Source organism: Streptomyces sp. NPDC087787 (assembly GCF_044743035.1).
Lineage (GTDB): Bacteria > Actinomycetota > Actinomycetes > Streptomycetales > Streptomycetaceae > Streptomyces.
Genome location: NZ_JBIUVQ010000012.1, coordinates 72,775 through 96,954 on the forward strand (window position 1 = coordinate 72,775; position 24,180 = coordinate 96,954).

Sequence of the window (24,180 nt, forward strand, 5' to 3'; positions counted from 1 at the left end):
TCAGCTGAAGACGATCATCGAGCCCTGGGCCAGGCTCCGCGTGGCCGCCGCGTGCAGCCCCAGCCACACGTGGCGTTCACGCGCGAACGGGCTGGGATCGTAGGGGGCGGGTGCGGCGGGCTGTTCCAGCTCCGTGGGCGCGGACGGCGGTTGCGGGGCCGCGGGCGGGTTGGCCGGGTCGATGCCCAACGACGGTGCGACGTGCTCCAGTTCGCGCAGAAGGGCCTGCGAGGAGCCCAACGGGCCGCCACCGGCCAGGAGTTCCTCGTTGGACAGCGGGTGCGGGAAGTCCAGCGGGACGTAGGCGCCGGCGTGGTCGTAGTGCCAGACCAGGTGGGACTGCTGGGCCGTCGACTCGAACATCTCCAGCAACTGCTCGTAGTCGCCGCCCAGTTCGTCGACCGGGGTCAGCGGCAGGCCGCAGACCTGGAGGAGGTGGGCGCGGCGCAGGAAGTGCAGCGCGTCGTAGTCGAAGCCGGCCACCGGCGCCACCTCCCCGGACAGGCCGGGCATGTACTGGTACACCGGCACCGGTGGAAGCCCGTTTTCGGCGAGAACCTTGTTGTACTGCGCGAGTTCCTCGGCGAACGGGTTGTCCGGGGTGTGGCACAAGACGTCGACGAGCGGTACCAGCCACAGGTCACAGGCCAAAGAGGGCTCCTCGGGGAGGGCAGGACGTTCAGCGTGTTCGGTGGTCGAAGAGTGTAGAAGCCTAGTCGGTACGGAGCCGCTCAGCTCACCTCGTGCAGGTCCCATACCCATACCCCGCCCGTCCACGTGCCCGGCCGGCCCACCAGCTTCGTCACCGCGTCCCGCAGCGGTTCCTCGTGCGGCTGGGGTGCCAGCACCAGGACACCGGCGTGCCAGTCGGCGAAGTCCCGCCGCGCCTGGGCCTGCCAGTCCTTGCCGATGGCCGGCACGGACCCGGTGTAGCTCACGTCCCGCAGCAGGTTGGAGGTGTAGCGGGGCACGGCGCCGTAGATGCCGACGCGGTCGGGTCCGTAGGGGCCGTTGAAGTAGCCGCCGGGCAGCTTGAAGCCGAGGTGGGCCGCGGTCTGCCAGTGCAGGGCCTCCGCGTTGCCCGGGTCGGGCAGCGGTATCGGCACCAGGGACTCGCCGTCGCGGACGTAGGACTTCCACCGGCCGGCCGTGATGAACTCCGGCACCGGGGCGCGGTCCTCGGCCTTCAGCGGCGCCGGGACCAGCGGCAGCAGCGCGAGACAGACCGCCAGCAGGCCGCCGTAGAGCGTGCCGACGCGGCCGGTGGCGGTGATCCTGGCGACGGCGATCGCCAGCAGCATGCCCAGCGCCGGCGCGCAGATCATCGCCACGCGCCCCTCGATGACCGATTCGAACAGCGGAAGATGCGCGAGCGGTGCCCACGGGCCGGGGTAGACCGTGCCGGTCAGCGGGACGCGGAACTTCGGGCCCAGGGACAGCAGGGCCGCGGCGGCCGTCGTGACCGCCAGCGCCTTCACCAGCGCGTGCTCCCACAGCCGTACGGCGATGCCGAAGGCGAGCAGGAGGAGCGGCCAGCCGTAGAAGGCGTTCTGCTCCGTGGGGTTCAGGGAGAGCGCGTTCGCCTTCTGGGCGTCGCCCGCGAACAGCGAGCGCTCGGCGAAGGAGATCAGGGCGAGCGGGCTGTTGCCGGCGTTGTCGCCGTGCAGCACGCTCTTGTAGCTCTGCGGGCCCGCGAACTGCCAGTACAGCGGGTAGGCGACGATCGGCAGGCACACCGCCGCGGCGATCAGCAGTCCCTTCAGCAGGGGCCGCCACGCCGCCCGCGCGACCTCCCGGCGGACGAGCCCGTACGCGGCGGCGAACAGGGCCATGCCGATCGCGGCGAGCAGCAGCGGCTCCTCGCCCAGGAAGATCTGGTACGCCGTCATCAGCCCGAGCACGATCCCGTCCCGCCGCACCCGGGGGCCCTCGGCCAGGCGCAGCGCCCGGTCGACGATCAGTGGGATCATGAACAGGATCACGAAGTTCGGGTGCGCGTTGGCGTGGCTGACCATCGGCGGGGCGAAGGCGGCCAGGCAGGCGCCGGTGAAGGCCGCGCCCCGGTGCCGTACGACCCGTTTGACGATCAGCCAGTACCAGGCGGCCGCGGTGGCCGCGAGCCCCAGGGTCATGCAGACGCTCAGCGAGAGCGCCGGACCGAAGGCCAGCGTGAGCGGGGCGAAGGGGACGGACATCCCCAGCATGACCGTGTTGGCCATGAGGTTCACCCCGTCCGGGAAGTTCTGGAGGTCGGTGAACAGGGGGTCGCGCAGATGGGCGACGCTGTCGGCGGTGACCGCGAAGAACCACTCCCACTGGTTCTGGTCCTGGAGGGAGTCGGGGAGGTAGCGGTGGCCGGGGTCGAAGAGGCGGCCCGAGTAGAGGGTGACCGCCATCAGCAGGAACAGCGCGCCGGCGAACAGGTCGGCCGGGCGGACGGAGCGGGCCTTGAGCCGGCCCAGTTCGGCGAGGACCCGGAGGTAGTCCAGCGGGGCGACCTTCGAACCGGACTGGTGGGCCCAGCGGACCGGCACCTCTGCCACCGGCCAGTCACGGCGGCGGAAGTGCTGGAGGACCTCCACGTCTATGCCCCAGCCGCTCAGCCTGGAGGCGGCGAAGGCCTCGCGGGCCCGGTCGCCCTCGAAGAGTTTGAAGCCGCACTGGGTGTCGCGGATGCCGGGCACCGCGACCCGCCGTATCAGGAAGTTCCCCGCGCGGCCCAGCAGTTCGCGCACCCGGTGCTGGCGCCTGGCTATCGTCGCGCCCGGCACCGAGCGGGAGCCGATCGCGGCCACGCCGCCCTCGCCGAGTGCCTTGTCGAGCTGTTCCAGCTCCTCGATGGGGGCGGCCAGGTCCGCGTCGGTGACCAGCACCCGGCGGCCGTGGGTGGCGGCCACCCCGAGGCGCAGGGCGTGGCCCTTGCCGCGGTTGCGGTCGCCCACGACCAGCCGGACACGCGGGTCCCGGCGGTCCGTGACCAGGTCGCCGGTGCCGTCGGTGGAACCGTCGTCGGCGACGACGACCTCCCACGAGCCGAAGCGGTCCTCGTGTGCGGCCAGATACGCGGTGACCGCGTCGAGGGTGGGGCCGAGGCGCCGTTCCTCGTTGTAGGCCGGGATGACGACGGACAGGCCGACGGCCCTGGTGACGGTCCCGCTCATGCGGTGGCCAGCCGCTCGACGAGAGCGAGGTCGTGCGCGTTGTACGCGGCGACGAGCGCCCGGGCGGCCGGGGCGTCGCCCCTCGCCATGGCGTCGACGAGTTCGGTGTGGGAGGACCACAGCAGGCCGCGCAGATCGCCGCGGCGGCGCAGGTGCTGCACCGCGCACACCCAGAACTGCACGCGCAGCCGGTTGAGGAAGTCGGAGAGGTACGGGTTGCCGAACAGGGCGCCGAGCTCCCGCCAGAACCGCAGGTCGTAGCCGATCAGGACGGTCAGGTCGCCGGCGGTGGCCGCGCGCTGGGCCTCCTCGCCGCGCCGTCGCACCCCGGTGAGCGTGGCCTTGACGTAGGGGTCGTCGGGCCGGCGGAACGCCTGGGACGCCGAGACGGCGGCCTGGAACATGCCGTCGGTGATCAGGGCACGGGCCTTGATCATGTCGTAGAGGTCGTGCAGCGAGTACTCGCGCACATGGAAGCCGCGGTGCTGGTCGGCCTCCAGCAGGCCCTGCGCGGACAGGTCGACGAGCGCCTCGCGCACCGGGGTGGCGGACACCCCGTACTGCTCGGCTATCTCCTTGACCGTGAACTCCTGCCCCGGCTGGAGCCGCCCGGCCAGCACCTCGTCCCGGAGCGCGTCCGCGATCTGCTGCCGCAGGGTGCTGCGCGTCACGGCGCCGTTGCCGCTTATGCCGGGCATGGTCGGGGCGTCTCCTTGCGCGTGCGGGTGGCGTACTCGTACGTCATGTCTACGGGCACGCCACCTTACGCGTTCGCGATGCCTCCGAATCCGGCTCGTCGCGGCCCGCGCTACTGCACGGTGTGCTCGTCGGCCACCGCCAGCGCGGTGTCCAGCGCCGCCAGGCCCTCCTTCAGCTCGGCCTCGGTCGCGTTGCACGGCGGGACGACGTGCGTGCGGTTCATGTTGATGAACGGCCACAGGCCGTTCGCCTTCGCGGCGGCGCCGAAGGCCGCCATGGGGGCGTTCGCCTCACCGGCCGCGTTGTACGGCACCAGCGGCTCGCGGGTCTCGCGGTTCCTCACCAGTTCCAGGGCCCAGAACATGCCGGTGCCGCGCACCTCGCCGACGCTCGGGTGCCGTTCGGCCAGCTCGCGCAGCCCCGGCTCCACGACCTCGGCGCCGAGCCGCCTGGCGTTCTCGACGACGCCCTCCTCGGCCATCACGTTGATCGTCGCGACGGCCGCCGCGCACGCCAGCGGGTGCCCGGAGTACGTCAGGCCGCCGGGGTAGGCCCGCTTGCCGAAGGTCTCCGCGATCTTCCCGGAGATGGCGACGCCGCCCAGCGGCACGTATCCCGAGTTCACGCCCTTGGCGAAGGTCATCAGGTCCGGCACGACGTCGAAGAGGTCCGCCGCGAACCACTCACCGGTGCGCCCGAAGCCGGCCATGACCTCGTCCAGGACGAAGACGATCCCGTACTTGTCGCACAGCTCGCGCACCCCGGCCAGGTAGCCGGGCGGGGGCACCATGATCCCGGCGGTGCCGGGGATGGTCTCCAGGATGATCGCGGCGATGGTCGCCGGGCCCTCGAAGGCGATCGTCGCCTCCAGGTGCTCGAGGGCCCGCGCGCACTCCTGCTCCTCGGTCTCGGCGTAGAACCGGGAGCGGTAGAGGAACGGCGCCCAGAAGTGCACCACGCCCGCCGAGCCGGCGTCCGACGCCCAGCGCCGCGGGTCGCCGGTGATGTTGACGGCCTGCTGCGTGCCGCCGTGGTACGAGCGGTACGCCGAGAGCACCTTGGGGCGCCCGGTGTGCAGCCGCGCCATGCGCACCGCGTGCTCGACGGCGTCCGCGCCGCCGTTGGTGAAGAAGATCTTGTCCAGGTCGCCCGGTGTCCGCTCGGCGATCAGCCGCGCCGCCTCGGACCTGGCCTCGACGGCGAACGCCGGCGCGAACGTGGCCAGGGTGGCGGCCTGCTCCTGTATCGCGGCGACGACCTTGGGGTGCTGGTAGCCGATGTTGGTGAAGACGAGTCCGCTGGTGAAGTCCAGGAAACGCTTGCCGTCGTAGTCCCAGAAGTAGGACCCTTCGGCACCGGCCACGGCCGGCGGGTCGATGAGGTCCTGGGCGGACCAGGAGTGGAACACGTGCGCCCGGTCCGCGGCCTTGACGACTGCGCCGGCTTCGGGATTCGGCTGAGGGGTCATGCGGCCGAGGGTAAACGGCGTGGACGGGGGCGCGACATCGGCGCCCTGTCTGTGGACGCGGGGTTTTAGCGACAGGTTGTCGGGAGGGGACCGCGCGGGTCGGACCTGTTACGGAACCGTAGACGCCGGGTCGCCCGGCCGTCCGGACCGCCGCACTATTCTCGGTCTGACGCACAGGAGCCGTATCGGGGGATATCGGGGGAGGCGGTTCGGCGATGCAGAGGCTGGGGCCTGACGATCCGCAGGGAATCGGCGCGTACCGGCTGCTGGCGCGGCTCGGGGCCGGCGGCATGGGGCAGGTGTTCCTGGCCCGGTCGGACCGGGGGCGGACCGTCGCCGTGAAGCTGGTGCGGCGGGAACTGGCGCAGCAGGAGGAGTTCCGGGCACGCTTCCGGCAGGAGGTGCGGGCCGCGCGGCAGGTCGGCGGGCACTGGACCGCGCCCGTGCTGGACGCGGACACCGAGGCCGCCGTGCCGTGGGTGGCCACCGGGTACGTCGCCGGGCCGAGCCTGCAAAGGGTCGTCGGACACGACCACGGCCCGCTGCCCGAGCGGTCGGTGCGGATCCTCGCGGCCGGGCTGGCGGGCGCGCTGAAGGACATCCACGCCGCGGGTCTCATCCACCGCGACCTCAAGCCCTCCAACGTGCTGGTGACGATCGACGGGCCGCGCGTCATCGACTTCGGCATCGCACGGGCCCTGGAGACCGTCACGGACGGCGGGCTCACGCGGACCGGCGCGCTGATCGGCTCGCCCGGGTTCATGGCGCCCGAGCAGGTGCGCGGGGACCGGATCACGACCGCGTGCGACGTGTTCTGCCTGGGCTCGATCCTCGCGTACGCGGCGACCGGCGCGCTTCCGTTCGGCGGCGCCGACAGCGGGGCGCACGCGCTGATGTACCGCATCGCCGAACAGGAACCCGACCTTCAGGCACTGCCCGAAGGCATCGCCGACCTCGTCCGCGCCTGCCTGAGGAAGGACCCGGCGGCCCGTCCCACCGTGGACCGGATCATCCAGCGCACCGGCGCCGAGGACACGATCGCCGACGGCCGCCTGCGCGACCCCTGGCTGCCGAGCGCCCTGGTCGCCCAACTCGGCCGCCACGCGGTCCGACTCCTGAACGAGGAGAACCCGGAGGACCCGGGTGACCCGGGTGACCCGGGTGACCCGGGGGAGACGCCGGACGCGCCCCCGCCGCCGGCCACGCCGGCCACGCCGGGCATCACGCCGTCGTCCGGCGCGCTCGGTACGCCCGGGGCGCCGGGTGTCTCCGGGGTCGTGCCAGGGGCACCCCCTGCCCTCACCAAGCAGCCGCCGGGCACCGCGGCCCGGGCCCCGGGCGCCGCTGAGGCGGCGGGGGAGCCCCAGGAACCGGCGGCCCAGGAGCCGGGCACGCCCGGTCCCGCCGCGCCCGGCGCTCACTATCCGTCCGGCGCGCCCGGAACTCCCGTGGCTCCTGGGTTCGCCCCGGCGGCACCTGCCCCCGGGGCCGCTGCTTCGGCCGCGCCCGGCTCTCACCGGCTGTCGGCGTCGTCCGGTGCGCCCGGCACGCCGCCGGGAGCTGGTGCGGCTCCGGGCGTGCCCGGCCCTTACGGCGCGCCTGCGTCACCCGGCACGTCCGGGGCTGTCGGCGCTGCCTCGGCCGCGCCCGGCTCCGATGGGCCGTCGGCGTCATCCGGTACCCCCAGTACCTCTGGAGCCGCCGCCGCTTCAGCCGGGTTCGGAGCTGCCGGGGCTGCCCCTTCGGGTGTGCCCGGCCCTTACGGGCCGTCGGCGTCGTCCGGTGCGTCCGGCGCTCCGCCACCGCCTGCTCCCGGCCCGTACGGATACCCCCACCAGCACCCGCAACCCGCCGCCTACGGCTACCCCCAGCAGCACCCGCAGGCCGGGCATCACCCGTACGGCGCCCTGGGCCAGACCCTGGGCCAGACCCCGCCGTACGGGCCGCCTCCGATCGGCTCGACGCCGTCGTACGGGCCGAGTCGGTTCCCGGAGCGGGAACCGCGCCGCAGCGGTCGCTCCACCGCGGCCCTCGTCGCGGTGGCCCTGGTGGTGGCGCTCGGCGCGGGCGGTTCCGTGTACGTGCTGATGCGCGGCGGCGGTGACAGCGACCACAAGGGCGGCGCGCCCGGCCCGACGCCGACCGTCAGCGCGTCCACGCACGACGCCACCGGCCCCGGCGGTTCCGACCCGTCCCCGGCGGCCTCGCAGCAGTCCCCCTCCCCGTCCGACGGCGCGGTCCCGACCGGCTACCTCGGCAGCTGGACGGCGACGATCGACAACGCCTACGGCTCGAACAGCCGCCGGCTCACCATCACCCAGGGAGACGTGGGCGACACCGTGCTCACCCTCGTCGCCGACGGCCCCATCGACAGCGGCGGCACCTACCACTGCGTGTTCGAGGCCCGGCTCACCCGGCGGCCCGGCGACGGCGGCCCGCTGGAGGTCGGCCCCTCCGTCGTGACGACCGGGCGGCAGAGGGAGGGGTGCAATCCGGGCGCGGCGACGCAGGTCGTCCTGCTGCCGGACGGCACGCTCCAGCGTGTGAACACCGGCACCGGGGAAAAGCTGACGTACACCAGGCAGTGACCGGAGTCAGCGCGGTTCCGGCGGTCGCTGCCGGGGCATGTTCGGCCGTGCGGCGCCCGGCGGCAGCGGCAGGCGCCCGTGCCCGCCGCCCGGCTCGGACCGCCCGGCGGTTGCGGGCCCCGCCGCCTGGAGCCCCATCGGCGCCGAGCCGATACGGAACTCCACCATCCAGTCGGCCGTCTCCGTGCGCACCAGCTCCGTGACGTCCTCCGAGAACCGCCGCAGCACCCCCAGGCACCGCTCGGCGGCCTCACCGGCCGTCCCCTCCGCGGGGCCCAGGACCTCCCGTACGTTCTCGGACGCCCAGTCGAACTGCAGTGCCTGCAACCGGCGCTGCACGGCCTGCGCGGTCGCCACGTCCCGCATCCACCCCGCCGTCACCCCGAAGTACCGGTCGATCCCGACACACGCCACGCACAGCAGCAGCGCCACATACCCCCACGGCGCCGCGCCCTCGGCCGCCCCGGTCAGATCGAGCAGCGGCAGCGCCGCCCCGGTCACCGCCCCCGCCGCGGCCCCGACCCGCAGCGCACGGGCCCCGCGCCGCTTCCACACCCGCTCCCCGAGATACCAGGCAACGGTCTGCAGCGCCCCCCGCTCCACCCAGCGGTACAGCTCGTCCAGCCGTTGCGCGGGCTCGCCCCAGTCGCCGAGCGGGAACGGCCGCCCGGTCAGATCGCCCGGCCGCAGCCCGGCCGCCCCGTCGCCCCGCCCGTCCTGCGGCGGACGCTCGGGCTGCATCTCCGGCTGACCCACCCGGCACTCCCTACTGATCACGGTCCGTGACGCTGGCTCACACGCCGGACCCTTCCTACCCCCCAACGGGTGGCGAGGCGCCGTGGAGCACGGCTTTTCCGCTCGTAAGAGGGCCTTGATCAGGTACAGGGCTCATCCAAGACTCACTCGAAAGAGTGGCGGGGCGCTGCCTGCCCGGACCACGTAGGCTCGTGCCAGCGGGGAACCGGTCCATCGGCCCCCGTCCGGACAGTCGTACGAGAGCAGGAGCTGATCGTGATTCCCGGTGGTGGCCAGCCCAACATGCAGCAGCTGCTCCAGCAGGCCCAGAAGATGCAGCAGGACCTTCAGCGGGCCCAGGAGGAGCTGGCGCGGACCGAGGTCGACGGGCAGGCGGGCGGCGGTCTGGTGAAGGCCACCGTCACCGGCGCAGGCGAGCTGCGCGCGCTGAAGATCGACCCCAAGGCGGTGGACCCGGAGGACACCGAGACCCTCGCCGACCTGATCGTCGCCGCCGTCCAGGCGGCCAACGAGAACGCCCAGACCCTCCAGCAGCAGAAGCTCGGTCCGCTGGCCCAGGGCCTGGGCGGCGGCACCGGAATCCCCGGGCTGCCTTTCTGAGACGGCCGCCGGGCAACTACCGTACGAACCGAAGCGATCCAGGAAGGGCGGCAGTCCGTTGTACGAAGGCGTGGTCCAGGACCTCATCGACGAGCTCGGGCGGCTGCCCGGCGTCGGTCCCAAGAGCGCGCAGCGGATCGCCTTCCACATCCTCCAGGCGGAACCGGCGGACGTACGGCGGCTCGCCCAGGCCCTGCTCGAGGTGAAGGCGAAGGTCCGCTTCTGCGCGACCTGTGGCAACGTCGCGCAGGAGGAGCTGTGCGGGATCTGCCGCGACAGCCGGCGCGACCCCTCGGTCATCTGCGTGGTCGAGGAGCCGAAGGACGTCGTCGCCATCGAGCGCACCCGTGAGTTCCGCGGCCGTTACCACGTCCTCGGCGGGGCGATCAGCCCCATCGAGGGCGTCGGCCCGGACGACCTGCGCATCCGGGAACTCCTGGCCCGTCTGGCGGACGGCACGGTCACCGAGCTGATCCTGGCCACGGACCCGAATCTCGAAGGCGAGGCGACGGCGACGTACCTCGCCCGCATGATCAAGCCCATGGGCCTGAAGGTCACCCGCCTGGCCAGCGGCCTCCCGGTGGGCGGTGACCTGGAATACGCGGACGAGGTCACCCTCGGCCGCGCCTTCGAGGGGAGACGACTCCTAGATGTCTGACGCCACGCTGCACGCCGCCAGCCAGAACCCGGACGACTTCGCGGTCCAGATCGCCGACCAGGTGGAGAGCTTCCTGGTCGCGGTCACCGAGGTCGCCAAGGGCGACGAGCCGGACTCGGCGGTGCCCTTCCTGCTGCTGGAGGTCTCCCAGCTGATGCTGGCCGGCGGCCGGCTCGGCGCGCACGAGGACATCGTCCCCGACGAGCGCTACGAACCCGACCCCGGTCCGGAGCCGGACGTGGACCAGCTCCGCGAGAACCTCGCGCGCCTGCTGGAGCCGATCGACGTCTACTCCGAGGTCTTCGACCCCTACGAGCCGCGCCGGGCGCCCGTGCCGGCCCGTATCTCCGACGACCTGGCGGACGTCATGGCCGACCTGCGGCACGGCATGGCCCACTACCGCGCCGGCCGCACCACCGAGGCCCTGTGGTGGTGGCAGTTCTCCTACTTCTCCAACTGGGGCTCCACGGCCTCCGCCACCCTGCGCGCCCTGCAGTCCCTGGTCGCCCACGTCCGCCTCAACCAGCCCCTGGAGGAACTGGACGGCCTGGACACCGACCAGGGCATGGGCGACGAGACCCTGGAGTTCGAGGCCGGCAAGGTCATGGCACAGGAGATCGCGGACCCACTGGGCCTGCGCCTGCGCAAGTGACCGACCCGCGCCGCCTACGCCTGGTGGCGGCGGGGTCGCGGAGGGTAGTGTTTCCGGGTGAATCTCGACCTCCAGGCTCGGCTGCGAGAGCTCGGCCTCGCCCTGCCCGGCGTCAGTCCGCCCAAAGGCGCGTACATCCCCGCGGTGCGCAGCGGCAGTCATGTGTATGTGTCCGGCCAGGTGCCCATGGCGGAGGGCGAACTCGTGGCCACCGGCAGAGTCGGGGACTCCGTGACGCCTCAAGAGGCCTACGACCTCAGTCGGCGCTGCGCGCTGGCGGCTCTCGCCGCCGCGAACTCCGTGGCGGCTCCGGGGTTCCTGGTACGCGTGCTGAAGGTGGTTGGCTACGTGGCGTCCGCCGACGGCTTCACCGGTCAGCCGACGGTGGTGGATGGAGCGAGCGACCTGTTCCTGACCCTTTTCGGTGATGCAGGCCGACACGCGCGCAGCGCGGTCGGCGTCGCCCGGCTGCCTCTGGACGCTCCCGTTGAGATCGAGACCGTCTTCCAGGTCGCGGACTGAGCCGGCCGCCGTCCGATCGGAACTCCGTCCGGATCTAGACCGGGACGGCTGTACCGGTGACCTGGATGCCGCTGCTGCTCTCCGTCGGTACTGTCACGAAGATCTTGCTCGGCCGTCCCATGTCGATGCCCTGGTGCACCGTCAGTGTCGCCGGAGTGGTCACCAGGCCCTGCTCTCGCAGGTAACCGCCCAGCGCGGCGGCCGCCGCACCGGTGGCTGGGTCCTCGACCACACCACCCGGGGGGAAGGGGTTACGAGCGTGGAAGACGGCGGGCGACTCGCGCCAGATCAGGTCGATGGTGGCCCAGTCCCTGCGTTCCATGAGCGCGGCGAGTGCCGGCATGTCGTAGTCCAGTGAGGCCAGCCGTTCCCTGCTCTCCGCGGCGATGACCGGGTGCCAGGCGCCCGCGTAGGCGGCGCGCGGCGGCAGCGCCGGGTCCAAGTCCGTGGCGGGCCAGCGCAGTGCGGTCAGAAGCTCCGTCAGGTCGGCCTCCGCAATCGGTTCCGACCTCGGGGCAACGCTCACCAGAGAAGCTAAGACGGAGCCGTCCGCCGCCACCGAGGTGGTGACGGGGACGGGACCTGCCTTGGTCCGCAGCCGCAGGAGTCCGACGCCGTGCCGGTGGGCGTAGGCGACCGCCGTGGCGATCGTCGCGTGGCCGCAGAACGGCACCTCGGCGAGAGGGCTGAAATACCGCACGTCCAGGAAGCCGTCGTCGGACGGCACCACGAACGCGGTTTCCGAGTAACCGACCTCTGCCGCCGTTTCCAGCATCGTGGCGTCGTCGAGTCCGGTTGCGTCGAGCACCACACCGGCGGGATTCCCACCCGCGGGGCCGTGGGCGAATGCCACATAACGTAGAACGTCCATCGACAGAACGTAGCGGCGCGGGTGACGGGGCGTCAAAGCCCGAGCCGCTGTCGAAGGGGAGAGTCCGGTTGCCCGGACCGTGGAGTCCAGTCAGCCCCAGGTCAGCAGGTTCCCGGTGACACTCAGGCCCATCGAGAAGCCCAGCGCGATACGGCGGGCTCCGGTGCTGGGCCGTACGGCGTGGAAGTTCCGGGGGTCGAGCAGCAGGGCGTCGCCGATGACGGGCCTGATCTCCACCGACTCCGCGTCACCCACCACGGCCTCGGAGTAGCCGTAGGACTCCGGGAGCCGGAAGGACTCGTCGCCCGGGTGCCAGCGGTGCCGCCAGAGAACCGTCTCACCTCCGCCGTCCGGGACGCTCAGGTACAGGTTGAAGGCGAACTGGGCGACCAGGGGCGAGTCCAGCAAGTCGTCCTCGAACTCGCGCAGTGCCTCGTCGAAGTGGACCTGGAAGCCCTGGTTCGGCTCCCGGGCCACGCCCGGCGCCAGTTCCCGGCCGCCCCGGCGGCCGACCGCCACGGCGCCGGGCCAGTCCGCCCCAAGTATTTCCCGGCAACGGGCGAACGGGTCGTAGGGCAGCCCGAGTCCGCGCCAGGCCTTCCGGCCGGCTTCCACGGCGGGCCAGTAGCTGTCCGCGACCGAGCCGTTGCGGCGGTGATCGCTGACACCGACGCCGAATCGCATCACCGGCGGCTGGACGCGTTGTCTTCCGTACGACTCGAAAGGCGAGTTCTCCAGTGCGCGCAGGATCTCCTCGCACTGGGTGCGGGGCATGAAGTCCGGCACGCGGACGGCCGCGCAACGGCCGGCCGCGAGGTCGGCGATGTTCCGGCGGGTGAAGGACGGTGCGGTGACGACGGAGAAGTGCGGGTCGTGCGGTACGGCTGGTGAGTGAGCCGACAGGTCGGAAAGACGCATCACGACACCCCGTTTCTCGCGGATCGGCTGGATCGTCAGGCCGGATGGACGTAGCTGAAGTCGCGGAACGCCGTGGCCGCACTCGTCTCAAGGACGTGTCGGTCCGCGCGTAGGGCCTCGAGGGCGATCCGCCGCGCGATCTCGCGCCGGGAGGACTCGGCGGTGCGTTCGGAGCGCTGCTGCTCCGTGCCGGTGGTTAAGGATTCGTCGCGTTCGGGTTGGTTTTGGTCGGGGAGGGAATTCACACAGGCCCCCACGTGCGCATCGATTTGTCGAGGGTTGCGGCTCGGTTGCAGTCAGCACTCAGAGAGTGCGGGTTGCGATGCTAGGCCGCAAGACCCCATTCGGGCGACGTTTTTGCCAACTCGGGGCGACAACTCGCCTTTGATCAGAGGGACTTGTGTACGCGGCCGAGCAGGTCCCGGGTGAGGCGCACCTCCGGGTGCGCGTCCCCGAGAACCTGGCGCTGGTCGGCCAGGAGAGAGGTGAGCGCCTCCGTGGCCTCCGGGACCCGCCCCTGGAGCAGGAGGGCGTACGCACCGCAGTAGCGCAGACGCATCACCGGGTGCGAGTTCTCCGGCTGTTCGGCGTCCCGTCGGGCCTCGTCGATCAGGAGTACGGCCTCCTCGACCTTCTCCTGCTCCAGCAGACAGCTCGCCAGCGTCTCGCGCACGTGCAGGGTCTCCGGCGTTCCCGGAAGCCACTCGCGCAGCCGGATCGCCAGGATCTCCCGGAGGTGGGGCTCCGCCTCGAAGGCCCGCCGCTGCGCCAGAATCGCACGCGCCAGGGTGTGCCGCACCACCATCGTGTCGGCGTGCTCCTCGCCCCGGACCCACTTCTCGTCGTGCACGACGGAGCGCAGGATCTCCTCGGCCTCGGGTGCCCGGTGGTCGCCCTGCTCCAGGATGGCCCTGGCCAGTTTGTGCCGGCTGGCCAGAGTGTCGTGATGGCGGTCGGCGAAGATCTCCCCGCGCCGGTTCACCACCTGGCGCAGCTCTTTTTCCGCGGCCGCGAGATCGCCGACCTCCAGGAAGATGCGTCCCTTCTCGTGGCGCAGCCCCAGGATTTCGCGGTCGCCCTCGTGGAAGCCGTAGGACGCGCAGTTCTCGATGATCGGCAGCAGCAGTTCGCGGGCCGGCCCGAGGTGTCCGGCGACCAGAAGGTAACGGCAGGTCAGCCGGGTGAGTTCGACCGCCGAGGTGACCACACTGCGGTCGCGGGTCGGGCCGTCGGGCCGCAGGACCGAGCGTGCCACCTCCATCGCGTGGGTGGTCACCACGGCCCAGACCGGCCAGGCGTCCGGATAGTCGGGATCGTGGTCCCGGACCGCGTCGAGCAGCATGCGGACGTCGAGTGCGTAGTAGTCGCTGCGTCGACGTTTGACGTCCTGGTCGTCGCGGAGGATGCCGTGGACGACGGGGTGCAGCGAGAGGACATCCCGGCGCTGGTCGAGTTCGATCAGTCCGAGGTCGTGCAGACCCATGATCACATCGCGGCGGCGGGCCAGCGGGAACTCCGTCCACAGCGAGGACTCGGTGACGGCGGGTCCCTCAAGCAGCCGCCGGTAGGGAATCGGCGCGATGTTCAGGCAGGCGAAGGCCTTGAGCAGCGGCGCCGCCTGGGAGAGCCCGCGCCGCTCCAGGAGTCCCAGGGAGATGCCGTACACCTCGTCGACGATCTTCTCCAGGCCCAGCGACTCCTCGGTGTCGGCGCCACGGGTGCCTGCCGGCGACGCGGACCGGCGTGCCCAGGCCTGGCGGTAACTGGCGAAGTCCTTGATGTCGGCGGTGCCGAGTTTCACACCGCTTTCGCGGACCGAACGTATGTACTTCCCTGCCGTCCGCAGGGCCAGTGGCAGACCGCCGAGCTGTCGGGAGAGCAGCCGGGCAGTCTCAGTGGTGCCGGCGCCCGGTCCTGCGCGGTCCATGAGCAGGGAGGCGCCGTCGGTCTCGTTGAGCAGAGGGACTCCGTGCACCTCGCTCCAATTGCCCCAGACGTCGCGATCCCGGATCCGGCTCGTCACGAGGACCAGTCCCTGCGGTCCCTGCGGTGGCCGCAGCCAGCCGGTCGCCTCTTTGACCGAGCCGCCCCGCGGGCCGAGCCGCTGCGTGTCGTCGGCGTTGTCGAAGACGAGCAGCCAGGGACGGGTGGCCTGGTTGAGGAAGCGCCAGACGAGGTCCGACTGGCTGCCGTTGCCCTTCCAGGCCTCGTCCGCCTGGCTGTCGGGAATGTGCAGATCGCGGGCCACTTGCCGCATGCACGCACTGAGCTGGTTCACTCTGACCCACCACACGTCGCGGCCCTCGGCCACGGCACGGGTGGCGGTCTCCAGCGCCAGACGGCTCTTGCCGCTTCCGCCCGGCCCTGCGAGGACGTGCACGCCCGGTCCGGCGGACAGGATCGAGGAGACGATGCGTCTGCGCTCTTCTCCGTACAGCTGACCGTCCGCGAGCGGCAGGGTGACCGAGAACGGTGCCTCGTCGTCCGTGGAACCGGCGGGGTGCCGGGGCGTCGGCACGAGGTGCTGGGCAAGGGACGCGGGCGGGGCGGCCGGGGGTGGCTGCGGATGCGTGACGTTCGGGTCCAGCAGCACCCTTTTCAGCGCCGCGTACGACTCCGCGTTCCGGTCGGGGGGTTTCACGATGGAGAAGTGGTCGCCCCGGATCACTCCGCCCGCGTAGGGGTTGACGGCGGTGTGGGGCGGCACCACGTTGTCGGTCTCTCCACCGTAGGCGGATATGGGGATGGGGCACTTGGTGTCGGAGGCCTCGTCGGCCGCCACCACCTTCTCCAGCACGGTCTGCTGTGCCTCGAGTACGGGCCGCGAGGCCAGAGGGCGCAGTTCGCGTTCCTGCGGATGTCTCCAGAAGATCAGGAGCTTCCTCAGGGAGAGGGCAAAATTTGAACCGTTATTCGGGCAGGCGAACATGATGATGTGCTTGATGTGCGCGAGCTGCCGCCCGTTCGCCCGCCGCAGCGTCCGGGCGAGGAACCGTTGGACGACCAGGCCGCCCTGGCTGTGGCTGGCGAGCACGATCGGTGCGCCGTCGGCGCAGTTGGTGCTCAGCCATGTGCCGAGCCGGTCGGCGATGTCGTCGATGCGGGCGATACGGCGGTCGGGCCGTAATCGGGTCCGCGGAGAGTCGTAGGAGAAGGTTCGGACTTCGATCCGATCGGACAGGTCCGGGTCGCCTTCGAGGAGTGCGGAGAAGTCCTGCCACACCTTGGCCGACGAGCCGAGACCGTGCACGAGGACCACGTGGGTGCGCGTCGTCATCGAAACCTCCCGACCTGTGGCTGGCCAGTCGTCACCGCATGGAAGGGCCCTGGGAGGAGGGCGATCCGTCAATGATGCACGAGCGGTGACGCCGGGGCCAAGGACGAGGCAGGTGCTGCTGTGCTGCCAAGCAGCCGGTCGGAGAACACACAGATGCGGAGCGTGAATGCGTGGGCGCGACTCGACGGGCGCCCTCCGGTCGGGCTCGCCGCCGATCAGTGTGACCCGGAGCACTTTCCGAGTGCGGTTTCGTCATATGGGCATGAGCCGTTCTGACCAGCGGGCGCCGGGCATCTCACCATGCGATATCGCGAATGGGAAATTCGGACGCTCGATAGACTGAGCCGACCGCACCGCGTATGCGCGAGTGCGATGGACACGGACTGAGCGAGGAGCGCACGTGGGCCTTGTCGTGCAGAAGTACGGAGGCTCCTCCGTAGCCGATGCCGAGGGCATCAAGCGCGTCGCCAAGCGGATCGTGGAAGCCAAGAAGAACGGCAACGACGTGGTTGTCGTGGTTTCCGCGATGGGCGACACGACGGACGAGCTGATCGATCTCGCCGAGCAGGTATCCCCGATGCCTGCCGGGCGCGAGCTCGACATGCTGCTGACCGCCGGAGAGCGGATCTCCATGGCCCTGCTGGCCATGGCGATCAAAAACCTGGGCAACAAGGCCCAGTCGTTCACCGGCAGCCAGGCAGGTGTCATCACCGACTCGGTGCACAACAAAGCCCGGATCATCGACGTCACGCCGGGCCGCATCCGGACCGCGCTGGACGAGGGCAACATCGCCATCGTCGCCGGTTTCCAGGGCGTCAGCCAGGCGGGGAAGGACATCACCACGCTGGGGCGTGGCGGGTCCGACACCACCGCCGTCGCGCTCGCGGCAGCCCTCGACGCCGAGGTGTGCGAGATCTACACCGACGTCGACGGCGTGTTCACCGCCGACCCGCGGGTGGTGGCGAAGGCCCGGAAGATCGACTGGATCTCCTTCGAGGACATGCTGGAGCTGGCCGCGTCCGGCTCCAAGGTGCTGCTCCACCGCTGTGTGGAGTACGCGCGCCGGTACAACATCCCGATCCACGTCCGCTCCTCCTTCAGCGGGTTGCAGGGCACGTGGGTCAGCAGCGAGCCGATTCAGCAAGGGGTCAAGAAGGTGGAGCAGGCCATCATCTCCGGTGTCGCACACGACACCTCCGAGGCCAAGATCACGGTCGTCGGCGTGCCCGACAAGCCCGGCGAGGCCGCCTCCATCTTCCGTACGATCGCCGATGCCGAGATCAACATCGACATGGTCGTGCAGAACGTGTCCGCCGCCGCCACCGGCCTGACGGACATCTCCTTCACGCTGCCGAAGGCCGAGGGCCGCAAGGCCATCGACGCGCTGGAGAAGAACCGGGCCGGCATCGGCTTCGACTCCCTGCGCTACGACGACCAGATCGGCAAGATCTCCCTGGTCGGCGCGGGTATGAAGACCAACCCGGGTGTCACCGCCGACTTCTTCACCGCGCTGTCCGACGCGGGCGTGAACATCGAGCTGATCTCGACCTCCGAGATCCGTATCTCGGTCGTCACCCGCCAGGACGACGTGCCGGGGGCCGTGCGCGCCGTGCACAGTGCCTTCGGGCTCGACTCCGACAGCGACGAGGCCGTCGTCTACGGAGGCACCGGGCGATGAGCGACCGACCGACGCTCGCGGTCGTGGGAGCGACCGGAGCCGTCGGCACGGTCCTGCTCCGGATCCTGTCCCAGCGCGCGGACATCTGGGGTGACATCCGCCTGCTCGCCCTGCCTGCGGGCTCCTCCCCGGGCTCCCACTCGCGTACGGCGGGCGGGGAGCCCGAGCACGCGGTCGGCCGCAGGCTGACCGTGCGCGGCGAGGAGGTCGAGGTGGCCGCGCTCGCCGAGGACGCCTTCGACGGGGTGGACATCGCCCTGTTCGACCTCCCCGACGAGGCCGCCGCGCACTGGGCGCCGCTCGCCGCCGCCCGGGGCGCGGTGGTGGTCGACAACTCGGGCGCCTTCCGCGTGGATCCGGAGGTGCCGCTCGTGGTACCCGAGGTCAACCCGCACGCGGTGCGGCGGCGGCCGCGCGGGATCGTCTCCAGCCCCCACTGCACCACCCTGTCCATGATCGTGGCCCTGGGCGCGCTGCACGCCGAGTTCGGCCTGCGCGAGCTGGTCCTCTCCTCGTACCAGGCGGTGAGCGGGGCCGGGGACGAGGGCGTGGAGACCCTGCGCCGGCAGCTGTCCCTGGTGGCGGGCACGGAGCTGGGGACCAGCCCCGGTGACGTGCGGCGGGCCGTCGGGGACGACACCGGTCCGTTCCCGGAGCCGGTGGCGCTGAACGTCGTGCCGTGGGCCGGGTCGCTGTGCGAGGAGGGCTGGTCCTCGGAGGAGATGAAGCTGCGGGACGAGTCCCGCAAGGTGCTCGGGCTGCCGCGGCTGCCGGTCGCCGTGACCTGCGTACGCGTCCCGGTGGTCACCACGCACTCCCTGACCGTCCACGCCCGCTTCGAGGGCGAGGTCACGGTCGGCAGGGCACGGGAGATCCTCGCCACAGCGCCCGGCGTGGTGCTTTACGACAACCCGGCCGCGGGCGAGTTCCCCACGCCCGCCGACGTGGTGGGCACCGATCCGACCTGGGTCGGGCGGGTGCGCCGGGCGCTGGACGATCCCACGGCGCTGGAGTTCTTCGTGTGCGGTGACAACCTGCGCAAGGGCGCGGCGCTGAACATCGCGCAAATCGCGGAGCTGGTGGCCGCCGAGGCACCGTGACTCCTGTCGCACGCGACCGTCGCCGCCGGAAATACCGTGGCCAGGGGCCTTTCCGTTTGTAGGATCCATGTGAGAATCAATTCGGCTGGTGGGCTGGGCCACTTGATCCATGCTGTTCGCTGTTCGGCGGCCGATGATTTGCCTCCCCGTCCTTTGCAACCGCGCGAAGGGCGGGGAGCGTCTTTGCGGTCGCCCTTCGCGGGCGTGGGGACGCTGCGGGACGTGGGGACGTTCCGGCGATTCAGGCATAGGGGATGAGCGGGACGCATGAGGGCATACGAGGCGCATTCGGTTGTGCCGCCTGCCACGAGAACGGCGCCGGACGTGTCACCTGGCGCAATCGACTTGCCCGGCACGTACAACCTCAGTGGGGGGAGACGTGTCCAACTGGCGTGGCAGAGGTTCTCGAGTTCACCCCCAAGCTCTTCGAGCGGGGGGTATCCCCGGCGGCGACCCGCGGCGCCGCCCTGCGACCGCCCCGCGCGGCGCTCCGCCCGCGCGTGCCCGGCGGCATGCCGGTGATCGCGCCCATGCCCGCCGCGCGGCCAGCCCGCATACCCAGCCAGCGTGAGGCCGCCGAGGAGACTACGGCGGCCGGCACCACCGTCGACCACCTCACCGAGACCTATCGCGCGCACTACCGGTCCCTGCTGGGCCTGGCCGCGCTCCTCCTCGACGACACCGCCTCCTGCGAGGACGTGGTCCAGGAAGCCTTCATCCGGGTCCACTCCGCCCGCAAACGCGTCCGGGACCCGGAGAAGACCCTCGCCTATCTGCGGCAGACGGTCGTCAACCTCTCCCGCTCCGCCCTGCGCCGCCGCATCCTCGGCCTGAAGCTGCTGTCCAAGCCGATGCCGGACATGGCCAGCGCCGAGGAGGGCGCCTACGACCAGCTGGAGCGCGACTCCTTGATCAAGGCGATGAAGGGCCTCCAGCGCCGTCAGCGCGAGGTCCTGGTGCTGCGCTACTTCGCGGACATGACCGAGGCGCAGGTCGCCGAGACCCTCGGCGTCTCGCTGGGCTCGGTCAAGGCCTACGGCTCGCGCGGCATCGCGGCGCTGCGGGTCGCGATGGGGGCGTCGGCATGAGGGAGCACGACGAGGACCGCGACGCGTACGAGGAACACGAACCCGACGCGTCGGGCGAGCCGCACCATCAAGAGCACACGTCATCGCACGCTGGGAACGGAACCGTGAACCACAGCCCCGACGAACTCGGCCCGGACGGGCTCGACTCGGACGAGCTGGCACTGCGCAGGATGCTGCACGACGCGGTCCAGGACGTCGAGCCACGGGACGGCACACTGGACCACCTGCGGCGCGCGGTCCCGGCGCGGCGGGCCCGCAAGCGGCAGGCCGCCGTCGGCATGGCGGCCGCCGCCCTGTTCGTCGGCACCGCCGTGCCCGCCCTCGTGCACGTCTCCAACACCGCCGCCTCCGACGCCAACCCGGCCATCGCGGGCCAGGCCTCACAGGCCCAGGGCGACGCGAGCCGGGGCAAGGGCCCGGACGGCGGCGAGAGCACGATCGGCGGCTCCTCGGACAAGGCCGCCGGCGAGGGTACGAAGGACCGGAAGGACGTCGGCACGGGCGGCCCGGGCAGCGCCGCCGACAGCGGACCCACCGGTGGTCCGGACAGCCCCGCGGCCGACCCGGGCGGCGACATCCCGGTGTGCGCGGCCTCCCAGCTCGGCTCCGCCACCGCCACCGTCGACGCCCCCGACTCGGCCGGTGTCGTCTACGGCACCTTCCACGTCACCAACGTCTCCGGCGGCAGTTGCCGGGTCGGCGGCTCCGGCTCGGTGAGCCCCCTCGCGCAGGGCGCGGCCGACCCCACCAGGATCACCGTGGTCGCCCACACCTCCGGCGACGCGGCGGCCGGACTGCCTGACCCCTCCACCGAGGTGCCCGGGCTGCTCCTGCCGTCCGGCTCGGCGTACGAGGTGAAGTTCGCCTGGGTGCCCTCCCAGACCTGTCCGACCACCACTGGCGGCGGCAGCAGCACCGGCGGCAACGAGACCGGCGGACCCTCGTCCGATCCGTCCCCCACCCAGGGCGTCAGCACCACGGGCGCCACGACCACGGGCGGCGACACCGGCGTCTCCACCCAGATGCTCCTGACGGACGGCCCGGCCGACGGCGGCGTCGTGGTCTCGCACACCCCGGAGGCCGGCTCGCCCTCGGCGTCGGTGACGGTGACGAACGCGTGTGCGGGGACGATCTACCGGACCGGGGTGCTCCCGGCGTCCTAGGGCTTGTGCCGGGTCTGCCGGCCTGCGCTCCGTCGCCCGGCAGGCACGCTCGCCGGAACAGGCCCCGGGGAGCCGGTCAGGCGCCGGACACGCCGCTCGACGCGGGCGCCGGCACCGGCGCCTGCTCGGGCGCGAGCCCCAGCTCCGCGTCCCGTACGGCCTCCGCCTCGCGGCGCAGCAGCCGGAACCACATGAAGACCACGAAGCCGGCGAAGACGAACCACTCGCCGGTGTAGCCGAGGTTCTGGAACGCCTTCAGGTCGAGCCCGGTGTTGTCGGGGGCCTTCGCCGGTACCGCCGTCATCCCGGCATCGGCGTGGTTGAGGGTGACCCACGCGTCGTACACGGGGTACGGCACGAGGTTCACCAGCGAGGCCGCGCTGATCGCCGCGGTCTGCCCGGACGGCAGCCCGCCCCGGGCGCTGACCCCGTTGTCACCCGGCGTCTCCGACGCCTGGAGCGCTCCGGTGACCGTGACCTCGCCCGTGGGCGGAGCCGGGACCCCGGCCGCGTCCGGCTTCCCGGGCAGCCAGCCGCGGACGACCGGCAGTGCCTTGCCGGAGTCGGTGCGCAGCAGCGTCAGCACGTAGTACCCGGCCTTGCCGTCCAGATCGCGGTCCGGGATCAGCAGCTGATCGGCGTACCGGCCGGCCGCGGTGGTCTGCATGCCGGACGTGCGCTTGTCGACGGGCAGCAGCCGGTCCAGCGGGCGCGGCGCCTCCTTGCGGTAGGAGGCGGCCTGCTCGGTCGCGGTCCGGTGGTCCTGCACTCGCGCCTCGAACCGGCTCAGCTGCCAGGACCCCATGAACACGCAGAAGGGGATGGCGAGCAGCACGAAGACGTTGATGCCCCACCAGCGAGGTGTCAGCAGAAACCGGTACACGCCCTCAACGGTACGGTGCCGGACGCCGCGCCCCGGTCGCGGGGTCGGCCCGGCGCCGTGCCGGGCGGGCGGGAACGGTGTGGAAAAGGCAAGAGGATGCGAAGAGACCGGGCGGAGTTTTCCACAGGCTGGGGAGACCGGACAGCGCGTTGTCCCCGGAAGCGTGCAGTATGGGGTCATGACTGAGAGCAACGGGTCCGACTCGCCGCAGCAGCTCGACCGGCGGCCACTCATCGAGGAGATGCCGGACTGGGAGAAGCGCTTCCGAGCGCCCCGGGTGTCCCTGCCCGACTGGGCGGAGGACGCGCCGGAGCGCTCCCTGTTCGTGTCGAACGCGACGGGGACGTACGAGCTGTACGCCTGGGACCGGACGACGGGTGACCAGCGGCAGGTCACCGATCGGCCGAACGGCACGACGGACGGTGTGCTCTCGCCGGACGGGCGCTGGATCTGGTGGTTCGACGACAAGGACGGCGACGAGTTCGGCGTCTGGCGGCGCCAGCCCTTCGAGGGCGGGGCCGACGAGGCCGCCGTGCCCGGCCTCGGCGCGTCGTATCCGGCGGGGCTCGCGCTCGGCCGGGACGGCCGCACGGCGGTCGTGGGGCGCTCCACGGACGAGGACGGCACGACCCTGCACCTGGCCCGCGACGGGCAGGTGACGGAGATCTACCGGCACCGCGAGTCGGCGGGCGTCGGAGACCTCTCCCACGACGGCTCGCTGATCGCCCTGGAGCACACCGAGCACGGCGACGCGATGCACTCGGCGCTGCGCGTGCTGCGCCCGGACGGCACGACGGTCGCCGAGCTGGACGACACCAAGGGCGGGACGGTCGAGCTGGGCCTGGACGTGCTGGGCTTCGCTCCGGTCGAGGGGGACACGCGGCTGCTGGTCGGCCACCAAAGACGCGGCCGCTGGGAGCCGCTGGTGTGGGACGTGGCGACGGGTGAGGAGCACGACCTGGCTCTCGACCTGCCCGGCGACGTGAGCGCCGAGTGGTGTCCGGACGGCGGCGGCCTGCTCGTGGTGCACGGCTTCGAGGCCCGCAGCGAGCTGTTCCGCTACGACCTGGCCACCCGCGAGCTGACGCGGGTCCCCACCCCGCCCGGCACGGTCTCCGGAGCGACCGCCCGCCCGGACGGCAGCGTGGAGTACCTGTGGTCCTCGTCGGCCGAGCCCTCCGCGGTCCGCTCGACGCACGGCGGGGTGGTCCTCGACCCGCCCGGCATGAAGTCCCCGGGGTCGGTGCCGGTGGAGGACGTGTGGGTGGAGGGTCCCGGCGGCCGTATCCACGCCCTGGTGCAGAGGCCCGCGGGCGCGACCGGACCGCTCCCCACGGTCTTCGACATCCACGGCGGCCCCACGTGGCACGACAGTGACTCCTTCGCCGCGGGCCCGGCCGCCTGGGTCGACCACGGATACGCGGTGGTCCGGGTCAACTACCGCGGCTCGACGGGCTACGGCCGGGCGTGGACCGACGCGCTCAAGCACCGGGTGGGCCTGATCGAGCTGGAGGACATCGCGGCGGTCCGCGAGTGGGCCGTCGGCTCGGGACTGGCCGACCCGGCCCGCCTGATCCTCACCGGCGGCTCCTGGGGCGGCTATCTCACCCTGCTCGGTCTCGGCACCCAGCCCGAGCTGTGGGCGCTGGGCATCGCGGTGGTCCCGGTCGCCGACTACGTCACGGCGTACCACGACGAGATGGAAGCCCTGAAGGCCATGGACCGCACCCTGCTCGGCGGCACCCCGGAGGAGGTGCCGGAGCGCTTCGAGGCCTCCTCGCCGCTGACGTACGTCGACCGGGTCGCGGCGCCGGTCTACATCTCCGCCGGGGTCAACGACCCGCGCTGCCCGATCCGCCAGATCGAGAACTACGTCAAGCGCCTGGAGGCGCGCGAGGTGGTCCACGAGGTGTACCGCTACGACGCCGGCCACGGCTCCCTGGTCGTCGACGAACGCATCAAGCAGATCCGCCTGGAACTGGACTTCGCGGAGCGGTATCTGCCGAAGGAGAAGAGGCCGAAGGAGAAGCGGAAGTAGGGCGGCCGCGGCGCGGGACGCGGGTGGTTCAAGGGCAGAGCGCCCTTGGGCCGCCTGTGC

19 protein-coding genes are annotated in these 24,180 nt (G+C 71.8%); 10 read left to right on the forward strand and 9 right to left on the reverse strand.

Annotated features, from left to right (window positions below):
• The 4 genes from ACIOWN_RS20105 to ACIOWN_RS20120 all read right to left on the reverse strand — a co-directional run bounded on the left by ACIOWN_RS20105 (position 1) and on the right by ACIOWN_RS20120 (position 5,328).
• Positions 1-651: a hypothetical protein gene (locus ACIOWN_RS20105; RefSeq protein ID WP_100568430.1), complete on the reverse strand. Its 651-nt coding sequence runs from the start codon at positions 649-651 to the stop codon at positions 1-3.
• Between the two features lie 80 nt (positions 652-731).
• The gene (locus ACIOWN_RS20110; RefSeq protein WP_401982998.1) at positions 732-3,161 is read right to left on the reverse strand and encodes a glycosyltransferase; all 2,430 of its coding nucleotides are present in this window, start codon (positions 3,159-3,161) and stop codon (positions 732-734) included.
• Complete coding sequence (locus ACIOWN_RS20115) at positions 3,158-3,859, reverse strand: GntR family transcriptional regulator (RefSeq protein ID WP_362349979.1); 702 nt, start codon at positions 3,857-3,859, stop codon at positions 3,158-3,160. Before ACIOWN_RS20115 ends, ACIOWN_RS20110 begins: the two co-directional genes overlap by 4 nt.
• Positions 3,860-3,969: 110 nt before the next feature.
• Positions 3,970-5,328, reverse strand: coding sequence for an aspartate aminotransferase family protein (locus ACIOWN_RS20120; RefSeq protein WP_362349982.1), 1,359 nt, complete (start codon positions 5,326-5,328; stop codon positions 3,970-3,972).
• A 215-nt stretch (positions 5,329-5,543) separates the two neighbouring features.
• Between ACIOWN_RS20120 and ACIOWN_RS20125 the strand changes: the two genes are divergently transcribed.
• Positions 5,544-7,916, forward strand: a complete 2,373-nt coding sequence (locus ACIOWN_RS20125) for a protein kinase (RefSeq protein ID WP_401983001.1) — start codon at positions 5,544-5,546, stop codon at positions 7,914-7,916.
• Between the two features lie 6 nt (positions 7,917-7,922).
• On the opposite strand, the gene ACIOWN_RS20130 is transcribed toward ACIOWN_RS20125, so the two are convergent.
• The gene (locus tag ACIOWN_RS20130; RefSeq protein ID WP_362349988.1) at positions 7,923-8,672 is read right to left on the reverse strand and encodes an SLATT domain-containing protein; all 750 of its coding nucleotides are present in this window, start codon (positions 8,670-8,672) and stop codon (positions 7,923-7,925) included.
• A 255-nt stretch (positions 8,673-8,927) separates the two neighbouring features.
• On the opposite strand from ACIOWN_RS20130, the gene ACIOWN_RS20135 reads away from it, so the two are divergent.
• From ACIOWN_RS20135 to ACIOWN_RS20150, 4 genes are read left to right on the forward strand one after another with little or no spacing between them, the layout of a single operon-like run.
• On the forward strand, positions 8,928-9,272 hold the full coding sequence (locus tag ACIOWN_RS20135) for a YbaB/EbfC family nucleoid-associated protein (protein ID WP_362349991.1): 345 nt from the start codon (positions 8,928-8,930) through the stop codon (positions 9,270-9,272).
• Positions 9,273-9,330: 58 nt separating this feature from the next.
• Positions 9,331-9,930: a recombination mediator RecR gene (gene recR / locus ACIOWN_RS20140; protein ID WP_141359690.1), complete on the forward strand. Its 600-nt coding sequence runs from the start codon at positions 9,331-9,333 to the stop codon at positions 9,928-9,930.
• On the forward strand, positions 9,923-10,582 hold the full coding sequence (locus ACIOWN_RS20145) for a DUF5063 domain-containing protein (RefSeq protein WP_362349994.1): 660 nt from the start codon (positions 9,923-9,925) through the stop codon (positions 10,580-10,582). The genes recR and ACIOWN_RS20145 overlap by 8 nt, the downstream gene beginning before the upstream one ends.
• Before the next feature lie 57 nt (positions 10,583-10,639).
• Positions 10,640-11,104 carry a RidA family protein gene (locus tag ACIOWN_RS20150; RefSeq protein ID WP_362349997.1) on the forward strand — a complete coding sequence of 155 codons (465 nt, stop codon included), beginning with the start codon at positions 10,640-10,642 and terminating at the stop codon, positions 11,102-11,104.
• A gap of 34 nt (positions 11,105-11,138) precedes the next feature.
• On the opposite strand, the gene ACIOWN_RS20155 is transcribed toward ACIOWN_RS20150, so the two are convergent.
• From ACIOWN_RS20155 to ACIOWN_RS20165, 3 genes are all read right to left on the reverse strand, one after another.
• Positions 11,139-11,975, reverse strand: coding sequence for a PhzF family phenazine biosynthesis isomerase (locus tag ACIOWN_RS20155; protein WP_362349999.1), 837 nt, complete (start codon positions 11,973-11,975; stop codon positions 11,139-11,141).
• A 90-nt stretch (positions 11,976-12,065) separates the two neighbouring features.
• Complete coding sequence (locus ACIOWN_RS20160; RefSeq protein WP_362350002.1) at positions 12,066-12,893, reverse strand: proline hydroxylase; 828 nt, start codon at positions 12,891-12,893, stop codon at positions 12,066-12,068.
• A 388-nt stretch (positions 12,894-13,281) separates the two neighbouring features.
• Positions 13,282-16,170 (reverse strand): alpha/beta fold hydrolase, encoded by a 2,889-nt coding sequence (locus tag ACIOWN_RS20165; protein WP_401983004.1) that lies wholly within the window; start codon positions 16,168-16,170, stop codon positions 13,282-13,284.
• Between the two features lie 400 nt (positions 16,171-16,570).
• Here ACIOWN_RS20165 and ACIOWN_RS20170 point away from each other — a divergent pair, with 400 nt between their 5' ends.
• From ACIOWN_RS20170 to ACIOWN_RS20185, 4 genes are all read left to right on the forward strand, one after another.
• The gene (locus ACIOWN_RS20170) at positions 16,571-17,848 is read left to right on the forward strand and encodes an aspartate kinase (protein ID WP_100568438.1); all 1,278 of its coding nucleotides are present in this window, start codon (positions 16,571-16,573) and stop codon (positions 17,846-17,848) included.
• A complete protein-coding gene (locus ACIOWN_RS20175) occupies positions 17,845-18,948 on the forward strand; it encodes an aspartate-semialdehyde dehydrogenase (protein WP_362350012.1) in 1,104 nt (367 codons plus the stop codon). Before ACIOWN_RS20170 ends, ACIOWN_RS20175 begins: the two co-directional genes overlap by 4 nt.
• A gap of 392 nt (positions 18,949-19,340) precedes the next feature.
• Positions 19,341-20,036, forward strand: coding sequence for a SigE family RNA polymerase sigma factor (locus ACIOWN_RS20180; RefSeq protein ID WP_401983006.1), 696 nt, complete (start codon positions 19,341-19,343; stop codon positions 20,034-20,036).
• Positions 20,033-21,199 carry a hypothetical protein gene (locus ACIOWN_RS20185; RefSeq protein ID WP_362350015.1) on the forward strand — a complete coding sequence of 389 codons (1,167 nt, stop codon included), beginning with the start codon at positions 20,033-20,035 and terminating at the stop codon, positions 21,197-21,199. Before ACIOWN_RS20180 ends, ACIOWN_RS20185 begins: the two co-directional genes overlap by 4 nt.
• Positions 21,200-21,275: 76 nt before the next feature.
• Here ACIOWN_RS20185 and ACIOWN_RS20190 read toward each other — a convergent pair whose 3' ends face one another.
• Positions 21,276-22,082: an SURF1 family protein gene (locus ACIOWN_RS20190; protein WP_362350017.1), complete on the reverse strand. Its 807-nt coding sequence runs from the start codon at positions 22,080-22,082 to the stop codon at positions 21,276-21,278.
• Positions 22,083-22,260: 178 nt separating this feature from the next.
• Here ACIOWN_RS20190 and ACIOWN_RS20195 point away from each other — a divergent pair, with 178 nt between their 5' ends.
• Positions 22,261-24,120 (forward strand): prolyl oligopeptidase family serine peptidase, encoded by a 1,860-nt coding sequence (locus tag ACIOWN_RS20195; protein ID WP_401983008.1) that lies wholly within the window; start codon positions 22,261-22,263, stop codon positions 24,118-24,120.
• Positions 24,121-24,180: the final 60 nt, after the last annotated feature.

Bases quoted from the DNA above. Each gene is read 5' to 3' on its own strand.
- ACIOWN_RS20155 (WP_362349999.1), bottom strand. From the start codon at position 11,975: ATGGACGTTCTACGTTATGTGGCATTCGCCCACGGCCCCGCGGGTGGG.
- ACIOWN_RS20110 (WP_401982998.1), bottom strand. From the start codon at position 3,161: ATGAGCGGGACCGTCACCAGGGCCGTCGGCCTGTCCGTCGTCATCCCG.
- ACIOWN_RS20195 (WP_401983008.1), top strand. From the start codon at position 22,261: ATGACTGAGAGCAACGGGTCCGACTCGCCGCAGCAGCTCGACCGGCGG.
- ACIOWN_RS20160 (WP_362350002.1), bottom strand. From the start codon at position 12,893: ATGCGTCTTTCCGACCTGTCGGCTCACTCACCAGCCGTACCGCACGAC.
- ACIOWN_RS20165 (WP_401983004.1), bottom strand. From the start codon at position 16,170: ATGACGACGCGCACCCACGTGGTCCTCGTGCACGGTCTCGGCTCGTCG.
- ACIOWN_RS20125 (WP_401983001.1), top strand. From the start codon at position 5,544: ATGCAGAGGCTGGGGCCTGACGATCCGCAGGGAATCGGCGCGTACCGG.
- ACIOWN_RS20175 (WP_362350012.1), top strand. From the start codon at position 17,845: ATGAGCGACCGACCGACGCTCGCGGTCGTGGGAGCGACCGGAGCCGTC.
- ACIOWN_RS20145 (WP_362349994.1), top strand. From the start codon at position 9,923: ATGTCTGACGCCACGCTGCACGCCGCCAGCCAGAACCCGGACGACTTC.
- ACIOWN_RS20120 (WP_362349982.1), bottom strand. From the start codon at position 5,328: ATGACCCCTCAGCCGAATCCCGAAGCCGGCGCAGTCGTCAAGGCCGCG.
- ACIOWN_RS20115 (WP_362349979.1), bottom strand. From the start codon at position 3,859: ATGCCCGGCATAAGCGGCAACGGCGCCGTGACGCGCAGCACCCTGCGG.
- ACIOWN_RS20185 (WP_362350015.1), top strand. From the start codon at position 20,033: ATGAGGGAGCACGACGAGGACCGCGACGCGTACGAGGAACACGAACCC.